Origin of the sequence: Amycolatopsis sp. 2-15 (genome assembly GCF_030285625.1) — a bacterium.
Lineage (GTDB): Bacteria > Actinomycetota > Actinomycetes > Mycobacteriales > Pseudonocardiaceae > Amycolatopsis > Amycolatopsis carbonis.
The window spans coordinates 6,300,598-6,319,797 of sequence record NZ_CP127294.1; the positions used below are offsets into that span (position 1 = coordinate 6,300,598).

At 71.4% G+C, this 19,200-nt stretch carries 21 protein-coding genes; 6 read left to right on the forward strand and 15 right to left on the reverse strand.

Features of this window, described 5'->3' with window-relative positions:
- Positions 1-34: 34 nt before the first annotated feature.
- From fdh to QRX50_RS31190, 4 genes are read left to right on the forward strand one after another with little or no spacing between them, the layout of a single operon-like run.
- Positions 35-3,256, forward strand: a complete 3,222-nt coding sequence (fdh, locus tag QRX50_RS31175; protein WP_285966687.1) for a formate dehydrogenase — start codon at positions 35-37, stop codon at positions 3,254-3,256.
- On the forward strand, positions 3,249-4,100 hold the full coding sequence (locus tag QRX50_RS31180; protein ID WP_285966688.1) for a 4Fe-4S dicluster domain-containing protein: 852 nt from the start codon (positions 3,249-3,251) through the stop codon (positions 4,098-4,100). Before fdh ends, QRX50_RS31180 begins: the two co-directional genes overlap by 8 nt.
- A complete protein-coding gene (gene nrfD, locus QRX50_RS31185) occupies positions 4,097-5,020 on the forward strand; it encodes an NrfD/PsrC family molybdoenzyme membrane anchor subunit (protein WP_285966689.1) in 924 nt (307 codons plus the stop codon). The genes QRX50_RS31180 and nrfD overlap by 4 nt, the downstream gene beginning before the upstream one ends.
- A gap of 56 nt (positions 5,021-5,076) precedes the next feature.
- Positions 5,077-5,484 carry an SRPBCC family protein gene (locus QRX50_RS31190; protein ID WP_285966690.1) on the forward strand — a complete coding sequence of 136 codons (408 nt, stop codon included), beginning with the start codon at positions 5,077-5,079 and terminating at the stop codon, positions 5,482-5,484.
- Positions 5,485-5,491: 7 nt separating this feature from the next.
- On the opposite strand, the gene QRX50_RS31195 is transcribed toward QRX50_RS31190, so the two are convergent.
- The 7 genes from QRX50_RS31195 to QRX50_RS31225 all read right to left on the reverse strand — a co-directional run bounded on the left by QRX50_RS31195 (position 5,492) and on the right by QRX50_RS31225 (position 8,349).
- Complete coding sequence (locus QRX50_RS31195; RefSeq protein ID WP_285966691.1) at positions 5,492-6,100, reverse strand: endonuclease; 609 nt, start codon at positions 6,098-6,100, stop codon at positions 5,492-5,494.
- A gap of 25 nt (positions 6,101-6,125) precedes the next feature.
- Positions 6,126-6,626 carry a hemerythrin domain-containing protein gene (locus QRX50_RS31200; RefSeq protein ID WP_285966692.1) on the reverse strand — a complete coding sequence of 167 codons (501 nt, stop codon included), beginning with the start codon at positions 6,624-6,626 and terminating at the stop codon, positions 6,126-6,128.
- A gap of 63 nt (positions 6,627-6,689) precedes the next feature.
- A complete protein-coding gene (locus tag QRX50_RS31205) occupies positions 6,690-7,049 on the reverse strand; it encodes a VOC family protein (RefSeq protein WP_285966693.1) in 360 nt (119 codons plus the stop codon).
- A 91-nt stretch (positions 7,050-7,140) separates the two neighbouring features.
- Positions 7,141-7,473 carry a plasmid stabilization protein gene (locus tag QRX50_RS31210; protein ID WP_285966694.1) on the reverse strand — a complete coding sequence of 111 codons (333 nt, stop codon included), beginning with the start codon at positions 7,471-7,473 and terminating at the stop codon, positions 7,141-7,143.
- A gap of 55 nt (positions 7,474-7,528) precedes the next feature.
- The gene (locus tag QRX50_RS31215; RefSeq protein ID WP_285966695.1) at positions 7,529-7,666 is read right to left on the reverse strand and encodes a hypothetical protein; all 138 of its coding nucleotides are present in this window, start codon (positions 7,664-7,666) and stop codon (positions 7,529-7,531) included.
- Entirely contained in the window at positions 7,663-7,827 is a 165-nt protein-coding gene (locus QRX50_RS31220) for a hypothetical protein (RefSeq protein ID WP_285966696.1), read from the reverse strand. The genes QRX50_RS31215 and QRX50_RS31220 overlap by 4 nt, the downstream gene beginning before the upstream one ends.
- Before the next feature lie 54 nt (positions 7,828-7,881).
- Positions 7,882-8,349 (reverse strand): SRPBCC family protein, encoded by a 468-nt coding sequence (locus tag QRX50_RS31225; protein ID WP_285966697.1) that lies wholly within the window; start codon positions 8,347-8,349, stop codon positions 7,882-7,884.
- Positions 8,350-8,577: 228 nt separating this feature from the next.
- Here QRX50_RS31225 and QRX50_RS31230 point away from each other — a divergent pair, with 228 nt between their 5' ends.
- Positions 8,578-9,096 carry a hypothetical protein gene (locus QRX50_RS31230; RefSeq protein WP_285966698.1) on the forward strand — a complete coding sequence of 173 codons (519 nt, stop codon included), beginning with the start codon at positions 8,578-8,580 and terminating at the stop codon, positions 9,094-9,096.
- Between the two features lie 4 nt (positions 9,097-9,100).
- On the opposite strand, the gene QRX50_RS31235 is transcribed toward QRX50_RS31230, so the two are convergent.
- Positions 9,101-9,934 carry an alpha/beta fold hydrolase gene (locus QRX50_RS31235; protein WP_285966699.1) on the reverse strand — a complete coding sequence of 278 codons (834 nt, stop codon included), beginning with the start codon at positions 9,932-9,934 and terminating at the stop codon, positions 9,101-9,103.
- Positions 9,935-9,968: 34 nt separating this feature from the next.
- Positions 9,969-10,325, reverse strand: coding sequence for an ArsR/SmtB family transcription factor (locus QRX50_RS31240; RefSeq protein ID WP_285966700.1), 357 nt, complete (start codon positions 10,323-10,325; stop codon positions 9,969-9,971).
- 101 nt (positions 10,326-10,426) lie between these two features.
- Here QRX50_RS31240 and QRX50_RS31245 point away from each other — a divergent pair, with 101 nt between their 5' ends.
- Complete coding sequence (locus tag QRX50_RS31245; RefSeq protein ID WP_285966701.1) at positions 10,427-11,191, forward strand: SDR family NAD(P)-dependent oxidoreductase; 765 nt, start codon at positions 10,427-10,429, stop codon at positions 11,189-11,191.
- Between the two features lie 67 nt (positions 11,192-11,258).
- Here the strand turns inward: QRX50_RS31245 and QRX50_RS31250 are convergent, their stop codons facing one another.
- Genes QRX50_RS31250 through QRX50_RS31275 form a run of 6 tightly spaced genes read right to left on the reverse strand, consistent with a single transcriptional unit; the run spans position 11,259 to position 19,192 of the window.
- A complete protein-coding gene (locus tag QRX50_RS31250) occupies positions 11,259-12,419 on the reverse strand; it encodes a serine hydrolase domain-containing protein (RefSeq protein WP_285966702.1) in 1,161 nt (386 codons plus the stop codon).
- A complete protein-coding gene (locus QRX50_RS31255; protein WP_285966703.1) occupies positions 12,416-13,645 on the reverse strand; it encodes a xanthine dehydrogenase family Fe-S subunit in 1,230 nt (409 codons plus the stop codon). Before QRX50_RS31255 ends, QRX50_RS31250 begins: the two co-directional genes overlap by 4 nt.
- The gene (locus QRX50_RS31260; RefSeq protein ID WP_285966704.1) at positions 13,642-14,475 is read right to left on the reverse strand and encodes an FAD binding domain-containing protein; all 834 of its coding nucleotides are present in this window, start codon (positions 14,473-14,475) and stop codon (positions 13,642-13,644) included. Before QRX50_RS31260 ends, QRX50_RS31255 begins: the two co-directional genes overlap by 4 nt.
- 3 nt (positions 14,476-14,478) lie before the next feature.
- Entirely contained in the window at positions 14,479-15,258 is a 780-nt protein-coding gene (locus QRX50_RS31265) for an enoyl-CoA hydratase/isomerase family protein (protein WP_285966705.1), read from the reverse strand.
- On the reverse strand, positions 15,258-17,642 hold the full coding sequence (locus QRX50_RS31270) for a xanthine dehydrogenase family protein molybdopterin-binding subunit (RefSeq protein WP_285966706.1): 2,385 nt from the start codon (positions 17,640-17,642) through the stop codon (positions 15,258-15,260). Before QRX50_RS31270 ends, QRX50_RS31265 begins: the two co-directional genes overlap by 1 nt.
- On the reverse strand, positions 17,639-19,192 hold the full coding sequence (locus QRX50_RS31275; RefSeq protein WP_285966707.1) for an AMP-binding protein: 1,554 nt from the start codon (positions 19,190-19,192) through the stop codon (positions 17,639-17,641). The genes QRX50_RS31270 and QRX50_RS31275 overlap by 4 nt, the downstream gene beginning before the upstream one ends.
- Between the last annotated feature and the right edge of the window lie 8 nt (positions 19,193-19,200).

Consider the following 19,200-nt stretch of genomic DNA (forward strand, 5'->3'; position numbering starts at 1 on the left):
GCGCCGAGGGCGCGAAGGGATTAGGTTGACGAGCATGGGTGTCCGGCGGTGGATCGAGGGCTGGCCCGTGTACCGGCAGCTGACCGGTCCCGACCGGCTGGCTCGTGGTGCCGCGGCGAAGTCCGGCGGCTCCGAGGCCTGGCACGCGCGCACCCAGGACGCGGACCGCGTCGTGAAGTCGGTGTGCCCGTACTGCGCGGTCGGCTGCGGGCAGAAGGTCTACGTCAAGGACGAGCGCGTCACCCAGATCGAGGGCGACCCCGACTCGCCCATCTCGCGCGGCCGCCTGTGCCCCAAGGGCTCGGCCAGCAAACAGCTCGTGACGAGCCCGAGCCGGGTCACCGAAGTGCTCTACCGGCGCCCGTACGGCACCGATTGGGAGCGCCTGCCGCTCGACGAGGCGATGGAGATGATCGCCGAGCGGGTCCTGCGCACGCGCGCCGAGACGTGGGAGGAATCCGACGCCAACGGTGTGCCGCTCAAGCGCACCCTCGGGTTCGCCAGCCTCGGCGGCGCGACGCTGGACAACGAAGAGAACTACCTGATGAAGAAGCTCTACACCGCGCTCGGCGCGCTCCAGATCGAGAACCAGGCCCGTATTTGACACTCCGCCACGGTTCCCGGTCTGGGGACCTCCTTCGGTCGTGGAGGCGCCACGACGTTCCAGCAGGACCTGGTCAACGCCGACTGCATCGTGATCCAGGGCTCCAACATGGCGGAGGCCCACCCCGTGGGGTTCCAGTGGGTGATGGAGGCGAAGGCCCGCGGGGCGAAGATCATCCACGTCGACCCGCGGTTCACGCGCACGAGCGCGGTCGCGCACACCCACGCGGCGCTGCGCGCGGGCTCGGACATCGCGTTCCTCGGCGGCCTGATCAAGTACGTCCTGGACCACGAGCTCGACTTCCGCGAGTACGTGCTGGCCTACACCAACGCCGCCGCGATCCTGCGTGAGGATTTCCGCGACACCGAAGACCTCGACGGTGTGTTCTCCGGCTACGACGCCGAGAACAACCAGTACGACGTGTCCACCTGGGCCTACGAGGGCGTCGACACCCTGCCGGCAGCGGGCAGCGGTGAGGCCGAGCTGCCGGGCGAGCAGCACCACGGCGGGGAGGGCCACCAGAGCTCAGCGCGCGCCGAGTCCTACGGCAGCGGCGGCGCCGCGGTGGGCGGGAAACCTCGCACGGACGAGACGCTGCAGCACCCACGCTGCGTGTACCAGGTCCTCACGCGCCACTTCTCGCGCTACACGCCGGAGGTCGTGGCGGACATCTGCGGCATCCCGGTGCCGCAGTTCCTGGAGATCGCCGAGGCGGTCACGAAGAACTCCGGTCGTGAGCGCACCACGGCGTGGGTGTACTCGGTGGGTTGGACGCAACACACGGTCGGCGCGCAGTACATCCGCACCGCGTCGATCCTGCAGACGCTGCTGGGCAACATCGGCCGCCCTGGCGGCGGGATCCTGGCGCTGCGCGGGCACGCGAGCATCCAGGGCTCCACGGACATCCCGACGCTGTTCAACATCCTGCCCGGCTACCTGCCGATGCCCCACGCGCACCAGCATTTCGGGCTCGCCGACTACGTCGCCACCGACGCCGGCGCCACCGGTTTCTGGGGCAACATGGACGCCTACATGGTGAGCCTGCTCAAGGCGTACTGGGGCGACGCCGCCCAGCCGCACAACGACTTCCGCTTCGGCCACCTGCCGCGCCTGACCGGCGACCACGGCACGTACGCGACGGTGCGCAACCAGATCGAGGGCACGTGCAAGGGCTACTTCCTCGTCGGCGAGAACCCCGCCGTCGGCTCGGCCAACGGGAAGATGCAACGGCTCGGGCTGGCGAACCTCGACTGGCTCGTGGTGCGTGACCTGCAGATGATCGAGTCGGCGACGTTCTGGAAGGACGGGCCGGAGATCGAGACCGGTGAGCTGGCGAGCACCGAGATCGGCACCGAGGTGTTCTTCCTGCCCGCTGCCGCGCACACCGAGAAGGACGGCAGTTTCACCAACACGCAGCGGCTGCTGCAGTGGCACCACAAGGCCGTGGAGCCGCCCGGGGAGGCGCGCAGTGACCTGTGGTTCTACTACCACCTCGGCCGGCGCATCCGCGAGAAGCTGGCCGAGAGCACGGATCCGCGGGACCTGCCGGTGCAGGAGCTGACCTGGAGCTACCCGACGGAAGGGCCGCTCGACGACCCCTCGGCCGAGTCCGTGCTGGCGGAGATCAACGGCCACGGCCCCAAAGGTCCGCTGTCGGCGTACACGCAGCTCAAGGCCGACGGGTCCACCGCCTGCGGCTGCTGGATCTACTGCGGCGTGCGCGCCGACGGCCACAACCACGCCGCGGACCGCAAGCCCGGGTCCGAACAGGACTGGGTGGCGAGTGAATGGGCGTGGGCGTGGCCGGCGAACCGGCGCATCCTCTACAACCGCGCGTCGGCCGATCCGGCCGGGAAACCGTGGAGCGAACGCAAGAAGTATGTCTACTGGGACGAGGAGCAGGGCCGCTGGGCCGGGCCCGACGTCGCCGATTTCGAGGCGACCAAGCGTCCGGACTACGTCCCGCCCGAAGGCGCCAAGGCGCAGGACGCGATCGGTGGTGCCGACCCGTTCATCATGCAGACCGACGGGCGCGCTTGGCTCTACGTGCCCGCCGGGCTCACCGACGGGCCGCTGCCCACGCACTACGAACCGTTCGAGTCCCCTGTGGACAATCCGCTGTACGCCCAGCAGGACAACCCGGCGCGCCAGACGCTGGTCACGCCGTCGAACCCGTACAACCCGGCCCGGAGCACGGTGTTCCCGTACGTGTTCACGACCTACCGGCTCACCGAGCACCACACCGCGGGCGGGATGAGCCGCACGCTGCCGTATCTGGCGGAGCTGCAGCCGGAGTTCTTCTGCGAGGTCTCCCCGGAGCTGGCGGCCGAGCGCGGGCTGGAGAACGGGGGCTGGGCCACGATCGTCTCGGCCCGGACGGCGATCGAGGCGCGGGTGCTGGTCACGGCGCGCATGAAACCGCTGAAGGTGCGCGGCCGCACGATCCACCAGGTCGGGCTGCCCTACCACTGGGGGCCGAACGGGCTTTCCCGCGGCGACGCGGCCAACGACCTGCTCAGCGTGGTGATGGACCCGAACGTGCACATCCAGGAGGCGAAGGCGGCCACGTGCGACATCGTGCCCGGCCGGCGCCCGCGAGGACCGGCGTTGCTGGACTTCGTGCAGGAGTACCGCAGGAGGGCGGATGGCTGAATACGGCACGCAACCGCGGATGGGGTTCTTCACCGACACCTCGGTGTGCATCGGCTGCAAGGCGTGCGAGGTGGCGTGCAAGGAGTGGAACGAGGTGCCCGGCCGGGACCTCGACCTGCTCGGCACGTCGTACGACAACACCGGCGACCTCGGGGCGAACACGTGGCGGCACGTCGCGTTCGTGGAGCAGGAAGTGCAACCCGTGCCACCGGCGCCGCCCGCGGTGGATCTCGGGATGCCGGCGGTGGGTGCGCCGGCGCAGGACGGCGAAGAACCCGGCGTGCGCTGGCTGATGTCGAGCGATGTCTGCAAGCACTGCACCAACGCCGGCTGTCTCGACGTGTGCCCGACGGGGGCGTTGTTCCGCACCGAGTTCGGCACCGTGGTGGTGCAGCAGGACATCTGCAACGGCTGCGGCTACTGCGTGCCCGCCTGCCCGTACGGGGTGATCGAGCGGCGCGAGAGCGACGGCCGCGCGTTCAAGTGCACCCTCTGTTACGACCGGCTCGGTGCCGGGCTGGAACCGGCGTGCGCCAAGGCGTGTCCCACGGACTCGATCCAGTTCGGCGTGCTCGACGAGCTGCGCGAGCGCGCCGACGAGCGGGTGCGGGACCTGCACGGCTCCGGTGTGCCCGAGGCCCGGCTCTACGGTCGCGACCCGGACGACGGCGTCGGCGGCGACGGCGCGTTTTTCCTGCTGCTGGACGAACCGGAGGTCTACGGCTTCCCGCCCGACCCCGTCGTGCCGACGAAGCACCTGCCGCAGATGTGGAAACGCGCGGCGGCCGCGGCGCTCGGCGTGGCGGGCACGCTCGTAGTCTCGTTCCTGGGGCGGCGCCGATGAGCCCGCGCCGCGAACCGACGATGGTCGACCCGGTCGAGTTCACCTCGTACTACGGGCGGCCGATCCTGAAGGAACCGGCGTGGAAGCAGCCGGACGTGCCGCTGTACCTGTTCCTCGGCGGGGCCGCAGGCTCGTCCGCGACGATGGCGAGCCTGGCGACGCTCACCGGCCGGCCCGGCCTCGCGCGTGTCGGCCGCCTGGTCGCGGCGGCCGGCGCGAGCGCGAGTGTCGTCGCGCTGATCCACGACCTCGGCCGGCCGGAGCGGTTCCTGCACATGCTGAGGGTGCTCAAGCCGACCTCGCCGCTTTCGGTGGGTTCGTGGATCCTGGCGCCGTTCTCGGGGCTGGCCGCGGTGTCGGCCGGTTCCGCGGAAACCGGCCTGCTGCGCCCGGTCGGCAAGCTCGCGGGCGCCGCGGCGGGTGTGCTGGGGCCGGCGATGTGCACCTACACCGCGGTGCTGCTCGCCGACACCGCCACGCCGTCGTGGCACGAGGCACGGCGGCACCTGCCGGTGCTGTTCGCGGGGAGCGCGGTGACGAGCGGCGCGGGGGCGGCGTTGCTGGCGGCGCCGTCCGCCGAGCTCGGGCCGGTGGTGCGCGCGGGTCTCGTCGGCGCCGTGGCGGAGCTGGCGGTGGCGCGGCACCTGGAACACGGCCTCGGGATCGTGTCGGAGCCGTACCGGACGGGCCGCGCGGGCAAGCTGATGAAGGCGGCCCGCGGTCTGACGGCCGCCGGTGCCGCGTTGTCCCTCGCGGCCCGGCGCAGCAAGGTGGCGGCGGTGGCGAGCGGTGCGGCCTACCTCGCGGCCGGCCTGTGCACGCGGTTCGGCGTCTACCAGGCGGGGGTGGCCTCGGCGCAGGACCCGAAGTACGTCGTGGTCCCGCAACGCGAGCGGCTGGCGCAGGCGCGCGGCGACTGACCGGCGGTGGTTGGCCCGGCGGCCCGCGGGTACCCGGCGGGCCAGGAGGTGTTCCCATGACCGACTACCGCCACAGCGCTACGGTGGAACTGCCCGCCGACGAGCTGTTCGCGTACCTGCGCGAACCCCACAACCTGCCGCACTATTTCTCCGGGATGCAATCGGCGCACCCCGAAGGGGGTGACACCGTCCACGTCGAGGCCGAGGTCCACGGCCGGCACGTCGAAGGCGATGCCTGGCTCAAGGTGGACGAAGGCACCCGCACCCTGTCCTGGGGCGCCGAAGGCCCCGACGACTACCACGGCACCCTCTCGATCGATGCGGCCGGACCCGCGGCCAGCCGCGTGGAGGTGACGTTGAGCAGCGTCCGCGAGGGCTCCGGCGACGAGATCCAGCGTGGCCTCGAGGAGACGGTCGCGGCACTGGCCCACACCGCGGTCGCCGACTCCACTGTGGACCCGTGATCGGTTCTCAGCGCTTCGCGTGAACGTTCACCTGCACGAGGGCAGCGGCGAGACGGGCCACGTCGGCACCGGCCACCAGGCCCGCGAGCTTTTCGGGATCGGCCGGCAGCCCGGCCTTCTTCGCACCGGCCAGCGCCCGCTTGTCGAAGTAGGGGCGCACCCACGGCCACACGGCCTGGACCTCCTCGCAGAAGATCTGCGCGCCGGTCGGGCCGATGCGGGGGAACTCCGTGAGCAGCTTCTCCAGACGTTCCGGCGAGCCTTCGGCGGCTTCGGCGAGGTTGCGCAGGTCGTCCCGATAGCGCTCGTGCAGGAACTCCGCGCTGTCCACGAGGTAGCGGGCGGTGCTCTCGTCGTAGCGCACGTACCGGCCGCGTCCCAGCGCGTGGACGCGGTCGGTCCACTCGGAGCCGCGCATGGCCTTCGGGGTCCGCCAGCCCGCCCGCCACAGCTCCTTCGCCGCGGCCACGGCGATGTCGGAACCGATGCGCGCCGACATCAGCGTGGTCAGGACGAGAAGCTGGTAGAGCGGCTGGGGCTTGTCGGCGAGCTTGATGCCGGCCTGCTCAGCGTGGGTGGTGCCGTACTCGGCCAGTACGTCGTCCACTGTGGTCATTCGCGGGCTCCTCCGGTGGTGCGCCTCAGCGGACGGCGGTCAGCGCCGCCCGCACGCGGTCGACGAACCCCGGCCCCGTCCGCAGCAGCGCGTCCGGGGGTGTGCGGTCGGCGATCGCCGGGTGGGGCAGCGAGTCCGCGGCCTGCCGCGCTTTCAGGACCTCCTGGCCGAGCTCCTTCAACCGGTCGGCCGGGCAGCGATTGCGCAGCCCGGTGACCGCGGGGCCGGCCTCACGCAGGTGCTGCCGCACGGCGTGGATCAACGTCGCCAGCAAACGCTCGAACCGCGCCTCCTGCGGTCCCAGGCCTTCGAGCCGGCGCATCAGATCGTCGACACCGCACAGGGCGGGGCCGAGCGGCAGGTGCGGCTCCTCGGCCACCTCGTGCCGCACGAGCTGCGCGATGAGGTGATCGGCCACTTCCCGGCGGTTCTCCGGGCTGGTGTGGTCGGTCTCCAGTTCCGTGCAGATCCGGCTCAACACCAGGTGGTCCTCGGTGAGGACGGAGGCGAGGTCGTCGGTGCTCATGTTCGTGCTCCCAGCGTTTCGCCCTGTCGGGTACCCACTCCGAATCGGGTCAACCGCCCGGGCTCAGTGCCTGGGCAGGACACAGAATTCGTTGCCCTCGGGGTCGGCCAGGACGATCCAGTGCTCGTCGGCCGGGTCGTCGAGGATCTTCGCGCCGAGGGTGACGAGGCGTTCGACCTCGTCGCGCTGCTCGATGGTGCCGGGCGCGACATCGAGGTGCAGCCGGTTCTTGACGGTCTTGCCCTCGGGTACCGGCTGGAACAGCAGCGACGCCCGGCCGGGCGCCTTGAGCTCGATGTAGGTCAGCCCGTGGCGGTCGGTCCAGCGTTCGGTGGCCGGGTAGTCCAAGGCCTCGCGCCAGAACTCGGCCAGTGCCTCGGCGTTGCGGCAGTCGATGGCGACGGCGATCAGCCGGCTGCTCAAGGGTGCCTCCCTCGTCGGGACAGGGGTCCACAGCAGACGAGCCGAACCCGTCGGCAGGGGGCTGCCGACGGGATCGGGCCCGGGCCGTCCGTCAGCGGCCCAGGGCCTTCTGCAGTTCCTTCTTCGTCATGCTCGAGCGGCCCTTGATGTTGCGCTGCTTGGCCTCGTTGTAGAGCTGGTCCTTGGTCGGCCCGCCCGGGCCGAGGCCCCGGCCGCTGCGTTCCCCGCCGCGCTGTTGCGGGCTCTTGTCGCGGATCGAGGTCTTGCTGGCGGTGCGGGACTCGCCGGAACGGGCGCGGTTCTTGTTCACGGTGCGGGCGGCGATCTCCTCGGCCCGGGAGGTACTGGCTCCGCGGTCTTTCTGTGACGACTTGATGTGCTCGTACTGACGCTCGCGCTTGTCGCTCCAGGTTTCCTGAGGCACGGCTCCTCCTTCGCTCGTGAGCGGCGGATACCCGGGGCGCTGTGGGTCAAACCCGTCAGGAGCCCGACTGCGGGTCGGTGTCGTCGTGCGGGTCCCGCGAGGTGCCTTGCTCGCCGCGGACGGTCTCGCGCTGCTCCTCGGCGGACTCGCCGTAGGGGTCGTCGCGTTCTTCGTGCTTTTCCGGGTCGTTCATGGTGTTTCCTCCTGCCGCCGGCCGGAATCCGCCGCCCCGGAACCGTCGCCCATTGGATCAGGGCGCGAATCGCGGGCTTCCTGGGCGGCGTCCTTCGCCTCGCTGATCGCGTGGCGCACTTCTTCGAGCTGCTCGTCCAGCTGCTTCTCGTCGGCAGTCATGGGTGGCTCCCTTCCTGCCTGCCGGTTACCCCGCGCACGGGCGGTGAAACCGGGTCAGTGCTGCGGCGGGGGAGCGACGTCGCCGCGCCAGGCGCCGGTTTCGCGCCCGTCGCGGTGCTCGATGAACGTCTTGAACCGCTGCATGTCCTCCTTGACCCGCCGGTCGAGGATGCCGAGCTTGTCGGCGGCGGCCTCGGCGAAGCCGTCGGGGTCGAGGTCCATCTGGGCCGTCACCCGGGTGGTCTTGTCGTCGAGCCGGTGGAACGTGATCACGCCCGCGTGCTTCGGCCCGGAGTCCGACGCCCACGCCACGCGCTCGTCGGGGTGCTGCTCGGTGATCGTCGCGTCGAACTCCCGCGTGACCCCGCCCATGGCGATCTTCCAGTGCGTGTGCGTGTCGTCGACCTGGCGCACTTCCTCCACTCCGTCCATGAAGCGCGGGAACGACTCGAACTGCGTCCACTGGTTGTACGCGGCGGAGACCGGCGCGTGCACGTCCACGAACTCGGTGATGGTGCTCATGGGACTCCCTTCGTCTCGTTTCGTTCCTTCGCGGCCTACCCGGTGCGCGAGGATCGAAACGGACGCGGGCGGGATCATGGCTCGTTCGTCAGCGCCGCAGCCCCGCGGAAGTCGCCCCCGCCACCCGGGTGGGTTCTTTCTTTCGAAAGTTACGTCGGAAGCCTGTGCGTCACAGTTCGATTTGTGGTCTGATATGCCCCGCTATCCGATATGCACGGAGGGGGATGAATGAAGAGCGTGGTGTGGTGGTCTGTCGGTTTGCTGTGCGGGCTGGGGTTGATGGCGATCGGCCTGTTCGGTACCGGGTCGTCGGGCAAGGTGCTGTGCGGCAGTGATGAGATGCGGCCGGGGCAGACCTGTGAACGGACCCAGTACGGCGTGACGTCGAGTGAGACTTACGAGGAGAAGTTGCAGGAGTCGATCGAGGACGACAAGACGTTCGAGGGTGGCGGCCGGTGGGTCGCGTTCGGGATCGGCGTGGGGATCGCGGCCGCGTGCGGTTGGCGGCTGGTCGTCGCGATCCGGCGACGGGCCAACCAGGGTCCCGGCCCGGTTTCCCAGCCGGTGTCCGAGCAGCAGCCCGGCTTCGCTCCGCCGGCGGGATTCCCGCCGGCGCCTGGATACCAGCAGCAGGGATACCAGGAGCAGCCCCGGTACCAGCCGCAGCAGGGGTTCCAGCCGCAGCAGGGGTTTCAGCAATCCCCGCCGCCGGGGTACCAGCAGCCGCGTCCTCCGTATCAGCAGTAGCGGTTCAGGCCGCCGCGGGCAGGAACTCCCGCAGTACTTCGGCCAGGCGGTCCGGCTGGTCTTCCGAGACGAGGGTCCACGAGTCGGCGATTTCGACGAGCCGGCCGGCCGGGAAGAGTTCCGCCAGGCGGCGGCCGTGGGAGGCCGGCATCATGCGGTCCTCCGGTGCCCACACGACGAGCACCGGCCGGTCGAAGTCCGAGAGTCGCGCGGTCCAGCGCAGCAGGACGTCGCGGCCCGGGGTGGAGACGGCGAACTTGGCGAGGTCGCGGCGGATGGCGCGGTCGCGGGTGGCCGGGGCGAACCAGTCGTCGAGCACGGCATCGGGGATACCGTGCTTGGCGAGGGCGCCGTAGCTCTTTTCGTTGTGGCGGAAGAACTTCGTGCGCAGCAGGCGCATGAGGATCCAGGCGCCGCCGGGCACTTTGGCGAGCCGCGCCGGCGGCCGGGCGGGTGGCGGCCAGAAGTTGTCGAATGCTTCGCACGCGATGAGCACCAGCCGGCCGACGCGGTCCGCGCGGCCTTCGGACACGAGGAATTGCGGGCCACCCCAGTCGTTGAGGACGAGGGTGACGTCGGTGAGGCCGAGGCGCTCCAGGAACTCGCCGAGCAGTAGCGCCTGGCCGCGCTGGGAGAGGTCCGCGTCGCGGCGCATCGGTGTGCGGTGGGCGCCGAGGGGGAGCGTCGGCAGGACACAGCGATAGCCGTCCAACCGGGGCAAGACCTTGCGCCACTGCGTCTCGTTCATCGGAAAGCCGTGGGTGAACACGACCACGGGCCCGGTGCCGCCGGTGTCGACGTAGTCGATCGGCCCGGCGGACAGTTCGATCGTCGGCATGGCGCCTCCCACTAGAGCGATCGCTCTAGTCAGGCTAGGGGCGCGAGACGGTCCTGTCGAGCGCGGGCGCCTCGCCGATCTGCTCCTCGTCGGCGGCTTTCAACACGGCGTCCAGGAGGCCGGGGAACCGCTGGTCGAGCGCCTCGCGACGGAGGGTGACGAAGCAGCGGGTGCCGTCTTCGCGGGTTTCGGTGACGCCGGCGCCGCGAAGGGTCTTGAGGTGGTGGCTGAGCGTGGACTTGGCGACGGGCGCGCGCAGGTCGCCCCACTTGCGTTCGGCGCCGTCGGCGAGCTGGCGCACCAGGCCGAGGCGGACGGAGTCGCTCAACGCGGTGAGCACCTCGGCCAGCGTCATGTCCTCGGGCGCCGGCGGGGGCGTCGGGTGCCTCATGCGGATCCGTTCGTCAGAGGGAGTGCCGACCGTCATTCTACGACGGCCGAACAACGTGCTACGTTCGACGTTCGCAGAACATCGAACGAAGGAGCAAGCCCGTGGACCCGACGTCGAGCGACCTGTCCGGACACGTCGTGATCGTCACCGGTGCCGGATCGGGCATCGGCCGCGCGAGTGCGGAGGCGTTCGCGCACGCGGGGGCGAAAGTCCTCGGCGTCGGACGGCGGGCCGAAGCCCTCGCCGAAACCGCCGCCCGGCACCCGGCGATCGTGATCCACGCGGCCGACCTGGCGGAAACCGGGGCCGCGGAGTCCGTTGTGGACTCGGCGCTCCGCCGCTGGGGCCGGCTCGACGTCCTGGTCAACAATGCCGGCATCTTCACCGGGATGCCGCTGGCCGACACCTCCGCCGAGGGGGTCGAGCGCCTGTTCGCCGTCAACGTCGTCGCGCCGAGCCTGCTCGCGAGGGCCGCGCTGAAGCCGTTGCGGGAAAGCCGGGGCGCGATCGTCAACGTCTCCAGCACCTTCGGCCACCGCCCGCTGGCCGGCGCGGCCCACTACGGCGCGTCGAAAGCGGCCGTCGAATCCCTCACCCGCAGCTGGGCGCTCGAGCTGGCGCCCGACGGAGTGCGCGTGAACGCGGTCGCTCCGGGACCGACAGAGAGCGAAGCGCTGGCGTCGGCGGGCCTCTCGCCGGAGGAGGTCGACCGCGTCAAGGCGGCCGAGGCCGAGCGCATCCCGCTGGGCCGCCGTGGTCAGCCGGCCGACGTGGCCGCGTGGATCGTCCGGCTGGCCGACTCGCACGCGGCGTGGCTCACCGGTCAGGTCCTCGCGGTGGACGGCGGGCTGGCGCTGGCCGCCTGAGCGAGAAATCCGACGACTCCGGCCGGATGGTCGCGGCACCCGGCCGGGGAAGTCGCCGCTTGAGGACCTAGCGCGTCGCGTACAGCGCCCGCTCGAAGTTCTCGTAGAGCTTGATGAACGGCGGCGGCACGAACGGCAGCGACTGGCTGTAGATCGCGCCCGTCACCCGGTTCACCGGGTCGACCCAGAAGAACGAGTTGCACAGCCCGGCCCACGTCCCGCTGCCGGCGGCGCGCATGCCCGGCCGCTGCTCGCTGTTGACGACGAGCCCCAGCCCCCACTTGTTGCCGGGCCCGGCGGCGAAGTCGTACGACGACGTCGGGTCCGCGGTCGGGATGCGCGCCGGGAAGTCCAGGTCGCCGATCTGGTTGGTGAACGCGGCGTCCACAGTGGAGCGTTCCAGCACCTTGGTGCCGTCGAGCGTGCCGCCGCCCAGCAGCATCCGCTGGAACTTGAGGTAGTCGCGTGGCGTGGAGTACAGGCCGTGGCCGCCGGCCCAGTACTCGGGCTGCTCGGGGATGTTGATGTCGGTGGCCAGCCACTTGCCGTCCTCGCCCAGGACGTGCACCGGGGCCAGGTTGGCGCGCTGCGAGCCGGTCGGGGCGAACGACGTCTCGGTCATCCCCAGCGGCCCGGTGATGTGCTCCTTGAAGAACACGTCGAGCGTCACGCCCGCGACGGCCTCGACCACCTGGCCCAGCCAGTCGGTGTTGGTGCCGTACTCGACCTTGGTCCCGGGGTCGGCGATCATCGGCGCGGTCAGCACGATCTTCTGGCCCGACAGCACGTTCGGGATGCCGGTGGCCTTCTCCCACTTCACGATGTCGGCGTTCCAGAACCAGTAGCTCAGGCCCGACGTGTGCGTCATCAGCTGCCGCACGGTCGCCTGCGACGCCGGCGCCCGCAGCCTGGGCTGGTCACCGTCGAAGCCCTCGAGCACCTTCATCTCGGCGAACTCGGGCCGGTACCGCTCCACGGGCGCGTCGAGGTCGAGCTGTCCTTGGTCGGCCAGCTTCAACGCGGCGGTGGTCGTGACCATCTTGGTCATCGACATGATGCGGAAGTGCGTGTCCGCGGACGCCGGGTCGGCGCTGCCGGCGGCGCGCGGGCCTGCGGCGCCTTCGTAGATGATGCCGTTGTCGTCGGCGGCGATGGCCACGACGTTGGGCACATCGCCGGCGTCGACGGCGTCGCTCAGGATCTTGTCGATCGGGGCGGTCGAACTCATCGTTGAGTCCCTTTCGGATGTGTGGGTGGGTTGTGCTCGGCCCGGCGCAGGCGCCGGCCCCATTCCCGGGCTTTCGCCACGAGAGTGGCTGCGAGGAGGGCCAGTGCGCCCGGCGGCTTCCTTGCCGTCGTGCGCACCCCGGACACCGCGGTCTCCTCCACGGCCGCGGCGAACTGCTCGAACATGCGCCGGCTGACGTCGCCGGCCAGCGCCCGGCCGAACTGCGCGATCCGGCCGGTCAGGTACACCTGCGCGGTCGCCCGCAGTCGCGTCCCGGCGCCGGCTTCCTCCGCGACGAGGAGGATGTCGGCCTGGGTGCGCCCGCCCCCGGCGTCCTCGCCCTGGCCGATCACCCGCAGGCGGTGCGCCGCCGCGTCGCGTTCGGTGACCTGCGCCAGCCCCACGAACGACAGCCGGATCGGCCCGACGGAGACCCGCGCCCGGCCGCGGTACTTCTCGTCGCCGAGGTGCTCGGTGAGCTCCGCCCCGGGCAGGCACGCGGCGACGAGGTCGATGTCGTCCAGCACAGCCCACGTCTTCTCCAGCGACGCGGTGAGCTCCTGGGTGACCTCGACGGTGAACGTCGGATCCCCTTGCGGCAGCTCGATCTCCCGGACACCCACCGGTTCGGGCGCGGACTTGGCGCCGGGCTCGGCCGCGGTGTGGCCCATCAGCACGTGCCGGCCGCAGTTGCGCGGCCCAGGGATCCCGTCGCGGTGCGCACCGGCCACTTCGGACACCGCCGAGAGGATGTTGCGGTACCCGGTGCAGCGGCACAGCACGCCGGACAGCTCCACGGGCAGGTCTTCCTCGGCGACGTCCGGCTTGTGCGCCAGCAGGTCGTAGGAGCTGAGCAGGAACCCCGGCGTGCAGAACCCGCACTGCAGCGCGTGGTGCGCGCCGAACGCCTCCTGCAACGGGTGCAGGTCGTCGGGGCGGCCGAGGCCCTCGACCGTCACGATGTCCGCGCCGTCGAGCTGGCAGGCGAACAGCAGGCACGCGCGGGCGGCGGAGCCGTTGACCAGCACCGTGCACATCCCGCACACGCCGTGCTCGCAGCCCAGGTGCGTGCCGGTGAGGCCGAGGTGGTCGCGCAGCGCGTCGGCGAGCGTCACGCGCGCGGGCAGTGACAGCGACACCTCGGTGCCGTTCACGGTCATCGTCACGTCGAGGGGCTCGCCGGCTTCCGCGCGGACCGGGCGTGGCAGTGGCGGCGGGGAGGTCATGCCGATCCTCCTTCCGCCGCTCGTCGGGCCCGGGCCAGCTCACGCACGGCCAACGCCGCCACGAGCCGCTGCCGGTACTCGCGCGAGCCGTGGGTGTCGCCCGCGGTGTCCACGAGGCCGCGGGCCAGGTCGGCCACCTCGTCGTCGCCGAGACCGGTGACGTCGCGCGTGACCGGCCGGTCCGACACCCCGAACGCGGTCAGCACGGCTTCCCCGTCGCCGGCCCGGAACCGCGTGGCCACCCCGGCCAGCGCGAAATCCCCGTGCCGGCGCGCGATCTCGGCGAACCCGAAGCCCTCACCCGAGCCGGCCACGGGGAAGCGTACCGCGGCCAGCACGTCCTCGGCGCCGACCGAGGTGGCCATGGCGCCGTGGAAGAACTCGGCCGCCGCCACGGTGCGCCGGCCGGCCGGACCGGCGATCTCGAGCGACGCGCCGAGGCAGCAAGCCACGGCGGGCAGCTCGGCGGCGGGGTCGGCGTGCGCGATGCTGCCGCACACCGTGCCCCGGCTGCGCAGCTCACGGTGCCCGATCCACGGCAGCGCCAGGAGCAGCAGGGGCACTTCCGCGGCGAGCGGGTGGCCTTCGAGCGTCCGCTGGCGTACCAGGGCCCCGACTACGAGCTCGTTTCCCTCGCGGCGCACGAAGTCCAATTCGGACAGTGCCCCGATGTCGACCACAGTGGACGGACGGGCCAGCCGCATCGCCAGGATCGGCACCAGCGACTGGCCGCCCGCGAGCACCTTGCCCTCGCCGGCGCTGCGCACGAGCTCGGCGACGGCGTCGTCGAGCGTCGCGGGCCGGACGTAGGCGAACGGTGCGGCTTTCACGGCTCAGCGCCCCTGGAACTTCGCGGGCCGCTTCTCGATGAACGCCGCCACACCTTCGGCGAAGTCGTGGCTCGCGCGCAGCATCGCATACGCTTTGCGTTCCAGCTCGATGCCGGTGTAGAGCGGCCCGTCGACGCCCTTGTCGAGCACTTCCTTGGCGGTGCGCGCGGCCATCGGTGAGTAGCCGAGCAGCGTCTCGACGACCTTGTCCGTCTCCGCGTACAGCTCGTCGCGGTCGGCCGCGAGCTTGGCCACCAGGCCCCAGTCGAGGGCCTGTTCTCCGGTGATCCGCTCGGCGGTGAGGATGTGGAACTTGGCGCGCGACAGGCCGATCAGCCGCGCGAGCCGCTGCGTGCCGCCGCTGCCGGGGATCATGCCGAGCTTCATCTCGGGCAACGCGAACCGGCTGCGCGGCGTGGCCAGCCGGATGTCCGTGGACAGCACGAGCTCCAGGCCCACGCCGAAGCAGTAGCCGTCGACGGCCGCGACCACGATCTTCCTGCTGCGCGAGGGCGCGGTGACGTTGTGGCCGAGGTCGGTGAAGTCGACCGGCTCGACCTCCATGAAGCCGGGGATGTCGCCGCCCGAGGAGAAGTGCTCGCCGTCGGACTTCAGCACCACCACGCGCACGTCGTCGTCGGCGTCGATCTCGGCGAACAGCTCCGCCATCCGCTGCCGCATCTCCCACGTGATGATCGTGAAGCGGCCGTGGGAGAGCGTCAGCTCGGCGACCTGGCCGTCGTGGGTGCGGCCGAGCCGGATCTCGCCTCCGGTGAGCGCCATCAGGCCTTCCTTTCCAGTAGTTCGTGCACGACGTTGCCGTGCAGGGGCAGGGTCGTGACCTCGACGCCGAGCGCGTCGGTGACCGCGTTGGCGATCGCCACCGGCAGGCTCATGCTCGAGCCCTCGCCGCAGCCCTTCGCGCCGAGCGTGGTGAACGGCGAGGGCGTCTCGAGGTGGTCGCTGATCAGCGGGTAGCTGGCCTCCGCGCTGGTGGGGCAGAAGTAATCCATGAAGGTCGCCGACGTGGGCTGGCCCGAATCGGCGTAGCGGAGCTCCTCGTAGAGCGCGCCGCCGAGCGCGTGCGCGAGAGCCCCGTGCACCTGGCCTTCCAGCAGCTTCGGGTTCAGGATCGTGCCGGCGTCGTGCACTGTGGACACCAGTTCGACCTCCACGGCGAGGGTCACCGGGTCGATGCGCACCGCGACCAGCTCGGCGACGAAGCCGTAACACAGGCTGGAGTTGATCTGGTCCCCTGTGGACGGTGCCTTGGCCTGGGGCGGGTTGAACGCGGCCTCCTCGTAGAGCCGTGCCGGCACCCCTTCCGGCAGCGACCCGGGGTCCCAGTGCACCAGTCCGGCGGCGTGCCGGAACGCCACCCGCTCCTCGGGCGCGTCGCGTTTGCGCACGAACCCGTCGGCGAGCTCCAGCCCGGCGGGGTCCGTGTCGAGCAGCACCCCGGCCGCCGCCCGGATCGTCTCGGCGATCTTGTCGGCCGCGGCGACGAGCGCGCTGGTGAGCAAGGGAGCGAAGCGTGAGGAGTAGCTGCCGGAGGTGATGGTCCACGGTGTGGTGGCCGTGTCCATCTCGACCACCGGCCGCACGGACTCCTGCGGCAGCCCCAGCCGCTGCGCCACGAGCTGACGCGCGACCGTGGCGTGTCCCTGGCCTTGGGGCACGGTGCCCAGCAGCACCGACACCACGCCCTGCGGGTCGACGCTGATCCGGACGTGTTCCGTGCTGCCCGACTTCCCGCGCCCGGTCGCGCGCTGCTCGGCCGGCGTGGCTAGGCCGACGTAGCCGATGTTGGTCGCCGAGGGGTCGACGATCGTCGCCATGCCGATGCCGAAGTACTCGCCGGCTTTCCGGGCCTGGCGCTGACGCTCCCGCAGTTTCTCGTAGTCGGCGTTGCGCAGGGCCAGCTCGAAGGCCCGCGGGTAGTCGCCCGAGTCGTACACGCCGCCGCTGGGCGTGTGGTACGGGAACGCGCCGGCCTGGATCAGGTTGCGCCGCCGGATCTCCGCCGGGTCGAGGTCGAGCTCACGGGCGACGCGGTCCATGATCCGCTCGAGCCCGAAGTAGAGCTGCTGGCCGCCGAAGCCGCGGTTGAGGCCGGTGGGCGTCTTGTTCGTGACCACCGCCCGGGCCCGGATCGCCACCGCGCCGATGCCGTACGCGCCGGTGATGTTGCCGAAGCAGCGGTAGAGCGTGCTGGGCTCGGGCGGGCGCAGGTACGCGCCGACGTTGTCGACGAGGTCCGCGCGCAGGGCCTCGACTTTGCCGTCGGCGTCGACGGCGGCCTCGAACCGCATCCACCGGTCCGACCCGGCCGAGCTCGACAGCAGGTGCTCCACCCGGTCCTCGGTCCAGCGCACCGGCCGGCCGCAGTGCTTGCTGGCCAAGGCCATCAGCGCGACGTAGGGATAGATGCCCGACTTGATGCCGAAGCTGCCGCCGATGTCCGCGGGCACGCGCAGCCGCACCCGCGACGTCGGCAGCCCGAGGCCCGCCGCGAGCACCGGCACCATGGAGAACGGCCCGTGGAAGTTGGCCCAGGCGGTGACGCCGGGTCCGTCGACGTCCTCCAGCCACTCCGCGACGACCGAGTAGCACTCCATGGGGGCCGAGGTGTAGCGCGGGAACCGGTATTCGCCGGTCACCACGTGGGCGGCGCCGGCGAAGATCTCGTCGACCGAGCCGAAGCTGAACGTGCGGTCGGTGGCGACGTTGCTGCCGAGCTCCTCGTGCAGCAGCGGTGCGTCCTCGGCGATCGCGCGCGTGGAGTCGACCACGGGCGGCAACGGCTCGTAGTCCACTTCGACCAGTTCCGCCGCGTCCTCGGCCGTGTAGCGGTCGGTCGCGACGACGACGGCCACGGGCTCGCCGACGAACCGCACCTTGTCGGTCCCGGTGGGGTAGTAGCGAATCGGCGTCTTGAGCGAGAGCGGGAACGGCTTCAGTGCCGCGAGCACGTCGTCCGGCCCGAGGACCACCGCGACGCCGGGGTGGGCGCGGGCACGCGACAGCTCGACGGACCGGATGCGCGCGTGCGGGTGCGGGCTGCGCACGACCGCCGCGACGAGCGAGCCGCGCATCGGGTCGAGGTCGTCGAGGAACTTCCCTTTGCCGCACAGCAAGGGGACGTCTTCGATGCGGGCCGCCGTCATGCGCGCTCCCCGCCCGGCACGAGCTGCGCCAGCTGGCGGTAGTGGCCCGCGGTCAGCTCGCGGCGCAGGATCTTGCCGACGGCCGACTTGGGGATGCCGGCCACGGCCAGGTAACGCTTGGGCCGTTTCAGCGACGGCAGCCCCGAGTGTTCGCGGGCGTAGGACTCCAGCTGTGCCAGCGTTTCCTCAGGCCGGTGCCCGGCCGAGGGCACGACGAAGGCGGTGACCGCGCTGCCCCAGCGGTCGTCGGGGAGCCCGGCGACCACGATCTCGGCCACGGCCGGGCAGCGCACGAGGGCGTCTTCGATGTCCTCGGGGTAGATGTTCTCGCCGCCGGAGTTGATCATGTCGTCCACGCGGCCCGCGACCCACAGGTCGCCGTCCTCGTCCTCGGTCGCGAGATCGCCGGTGAAGTACCAGCCGGCGCGCAACGACTTCGCGTCGGCGTCGGGGCGGTGCCAGTACCCGCTGAACGCCTCCGGGCTCTCGAGCGACACCGCCACCTGGCCCGGTTCGCCCGGCGCCACGACGTCGTCCGGGGACGCGCCCTCGGCCGGGCTGACCAAGCGGACGCGGGAGAAGACCCCGGCACGGCCGGCGCAACCCGGTTTGCGGCGCACGTCGGGCCCGATCGTGAAGGTGTAGATCTCCGTGCTGCCGAAGTGGTTGACGAAGACCTCCGGGCTCAGTTCGGCGTCGAGCCGCTCGGCGAGGGCCGGCGTCATCGACGCGCCCGCGTAGGCGAGGCGGCGCACGGACTTCGCCTCCGCCAACCGTCCGGTGTGGACCAGCGACCAGTACGCGGTAGGCACCAGGTAGAGCGCGCTCACGTCCTCTTCGGTGATGAGCTCCAGCGACTCCTCGGCGTCGAACTTCTCCTGCGGCACCCAGGTGCCCGCCGCGACGATGCTGGCCAGCAGCGCGCGCATGCCCATCGTGTGGAACATCGGCATCACGCCGAGCGCGACCTCGCCGGTGCGGTGCTGGGTCTGGATCAGGTGCGCCACCGCGGCCGCGTGCTCGGCGGAGTGGCGGCGGGGCACGCCTTTCGGCCGGCCGGTGGTGCCGGACGTGTAGAGCATGACGCTCGTGTCACCTTCGGCCGGCTGGTGCTTCGGCGCGGGGGAGTCCAGCAGCCGGGCCAGCGGCGTCACTCGCTCGGGTGCATCCAGCGCCGCTCCGGAGTGCGCTCGGACCGGCAGCTCGGCGATACCGGCGACGGTCGGGTCGGTGGTGCTGTCGGTGATCAGCAGCGCGGGGGAGCAGTCGCGCAGGCAGTAGCCCACGTCGTCGGCACTGAAGCGGGTGGACAGCGGAACGGAGATCGCGCCGGTCTTCTGCACGGCGAGGTGCAGGCTCGCCAAGGGCTCGCCACCAGCGAGAAGGAGGGCGACGTGGTCACCGGGGCGCACGCCCAGCCGCGTCAGCGCGCCGGCGAGGCGGTCGGTGCGTTCGTCCCATTGCGCGTAGGTCATCGGGTGCCGGCCGCCCACGGCCCGGCGATGCGGATAGCGCTCCGCCGTCCAGCGGAACGATCTCACCAAGTCCATCGTCGCAC